Source organism: Kineococcus indalonis, from assembly GCF_009906395.1.
Lineage (GTDB): Bacteria > Actinomycetota > Actinomycetes > Actinomycetales > Kineococcaceae > Kineococcus > Kineococcus indalonis.
Window position 1 is genome coordinate 1 of the sequence record NZ_JAAALM010000547.1, and the last position, 2,585, is coordinate 2,585.

General features: G+C 78.3%; 3 protein-coding genes. 2 read left to right on the top strand and 1 reads right to left on the bottom strand.

Annotated elements, in window-relative coordinates:
• Positions 1 to 60: 60 nt before the first annotated feature.
• Entirely contained in the window at positions 61 to 237 is a 177-nt protein-coding gene (locus tag GTR00_RS18675; RefSeq protein ID WP_166613070.1) for a hypothetical protein, read from the bottom strand.
• Positions 238 to 463: 226 nt separating this feature from the next.
• Between GTR00_RS18675 and GTR00_RS18680 the strand changes: the two genes are divergently transcribed.
• Both GTR00_RS18680 and GTR00_RS26025 read left to right on the top strand, forming a co-directional pair.
• A complete protein-coding gene (locus GTR00_RS18680; protein WP_166613071.1) occupies positions 464 to 1,159 on the top strand; it encodes a winged helix-turn-helix domain-containing protein in 696 nt (231 codons plus the stop codon).
• A 32-nt stretch (positions 1,160 to 1,191) separates the two neighbouring features.
• Positions 1,192 to 2,577: a HAMP domain-containing sensor histidine kinase gene (locus GTR00_RS26025; RefSeq protein WP_205706174.1), complete on the top strand. Its 1,386-nt coding sequence runs from the start codon at positions 1,192 to 1,194 to the stop codon at positions 2,575 to 2,577.
• Positions 2,578 to 2,585 lie beyond the last annotated feature (8 nt).

A 2,585-nucleotide genomic window follows, 5' to 3' on the forward strand; every position in this document is an offset into this window, starting at 1 on the left:
CTCCCGGTCCCCTCCCGGTCCCCCTCCCGGTCCCCCGCGGTCCTGGTGCTGCGCGGGCCCTCAGGCCGGTGCGGGCAGGGCGCCGGAGCGCGCGTGCAGCTCGCGCAGGTCGGCCACCCGCGCGGCGGCGACCTCGGCGGCCTCGGCGTCGCCGCGCAGCTCGGCGGTGCGCTGCTCGGCCAGGGCGCGCTCGGTCTGGGCGGTCAGCTCGGCGGTGAAGACGGGTGCGGTGATCACGGCGGGCTCCTCGGGCTCGGCGCTCGGGAGGGGCCGCGGGGTCGGTCTCGACCGGCGGGCCCGGAGCGGGGAGGTTGGCCGCCCCACCGCTGCCGGTGGGGCGTGGTGCCAGCCTGCCGGTGCCGTGTTGCGGTTCTCCGCTCGCCCGCTTTGCGATCGTGTGACGAAGCCGGCCGCGGGCGGCCGCCCGCTCCGCCGCGGCCCGCGGCGCTGGCAGCATGTGGGCGTGTCCCCACGGGTGCTCGTCCTCGACGACGACGACGGGATCAGGACGTCCCTGACGCTGGCGCTGGAGGACGAGGGTTACCTCGTCACCGGCTGCGCCAGCGCGGAGGAGGCCCTGGCCGCCGTGCCCGGCGCCGCGCCGGACGTCCTGGTCGTCGACCTCATGCTCGGCGGCATCGACGGGTTCACGTTCATCCGCCGGGTGCGCCCGGTCTGCGACGCGCCCGTCATCGTGCTCTCCGCCCGGCACGGCAAGAGCGACATCGTCGCGGCCCTGGAGGCCGGCGCCGACGACTACGTCACCAAGCCCTTCGACCTGGGCGAGCTGTTCGCGCGGTTGAAGGCCCTGCGCCGGCGCGCGGAGGCCACCGCCGGCGCCGAGGAGGCGGTGGTGCTGGACTCCGAGCAGGGCCCGCTCGTGCTGGACACCGCCGCGGGCACCGTGCGCCGCGGCGAGCGGCAGCTGCACCTGACGCTCACGGAGTTCCGGCTCCTGAGCGAGCTGGCCGGTGCTCCCGGGCGCGTCCTGAGCCGGCAGGCGCTGCTGGAGCGGGTGTGGGACCGCGGGTTCTTCGGCGACGAGCGCATCGTCGACGTGCACGTGCGGCGGCTGCGCACCAAGGTCGAGGCGGACCCCTCCGCGCCGCGGCTGGTGACCACCGTGCGCGGCCTGGGGTACCGCCTGGACCGGCGCTGAGGCGCGCGGTGACCGGGGCGCTGACAGGAGCGGTGACGGGGGTGGTGCGGCGCCGGCGGTCCCCGGGCCTGCGGGCCGGCGTCACGCTGTCCTTCACGCTGGGCGCCAGCGCCCTGGCCACGCTGGCCGCGCTGGGGACCCACGCCGTGACCCGCGAGCACCTGCTGGACCAGCGCGAGCGGAGCGCGCTGCGGCAGGTGTTCGCCGACGCCTCCTCCGTGCGCGACGGGCTGCGCACCGCCGGCCTGCCCCCCGGTGACGTCCTGGCCGCGGTCTCCCCGCCCGACGGCTCCGACCTCCTGGTGCGCCGGCAGGGGCGCTGGTACTCCAGCTCGCTGGAGGTCGGTGCCGCCGACGTGCCCGCCGGGCTGCGCGAGGCGGTGGGCTCGGGCAGCGCCGCGGTGGCGTGGTCGCGCGTGGACGGCCGGCCGGTGCTCGCCGTGGGCGTTCCGCTGCCGGCGGTGGACGCGCAGTACTACGAGATCAGCGGCACCGGCGAGCTGGCGCGCACCCTGGACGCGGTGCGCGCGGCGCTGGCCGCGTTCGCGCTGTCCACCGCCGCCGGCGGGGCGCTGCTGGGGGTGTGGGCCTCCGGGCGGGCGGTGGCGCCGCTGCACGCGGTGGCCCGCACCGCCGCCCGCATCGCCGGCGGCGAGCCCGGCACCCGGCTGCCGCCCACCGACGACCCGGACCTGACCACGATCGTCGGCTCGTTCAACAGCATGGTCGACGCCCTGGAGGAGCAGATCCAGCGGGAGGCGCGCTTCAGCGCCGACGTCAGCCACGAGCTGCGCTCCCCGCTGACGACGCTCACCACGAGCGTGGCGCTGCTGCAGCGCCGCCGCGAGGAGCTGCCGCCGCGCTCGCAGCGGGCCCTGGACCTGGTGAGCCGCGAGCTGGAGCGCTTCGCCCGCACCCTGGACGACCTGCTGGAGCTGGGGCGGCTGGAGTCGGGGGCCGGGGCGCGCGAGCGGGTGCGCGTGGACGCCGCGGTCCTGGCGCGCCAGGCCCTGGACGGCAGCGGGCGCGAGGCCGTGCCCGTGCGAGCGAGCGGTGCGGCGCCGGTGCGGGTGGACGCGCAGCAGCTCGGCCGCGCCCTGGTGAACCTCTTCGACAACGCCGACCGGCACGGCGAGGGCCTGGTGGCGGTGCAGGTGCAGCGCGCCGGTGCGCGGGTGCGGGTGCTCGTCGACGACGCCGGCCCGGGCGTGCCGCCGGCGGAGCGGCAGCGGGTGTTCGAGCGGTTCGCGCGCACCGGTTCGCGCGGCTCGCTGCCCGGTTCGGGGCTGGGCCTGAGCCTGGTCGCCGAGAGCGTGCGCGCGCACGACGGCGCGGTGCGCTGCACCGCCTCCCCGGCGGGCGGGGCGCGCTTCGTGGTGGAGCTGCCGGCCGACGACACGGCCGGGGTCGGCGCGTGAGCGGGCGG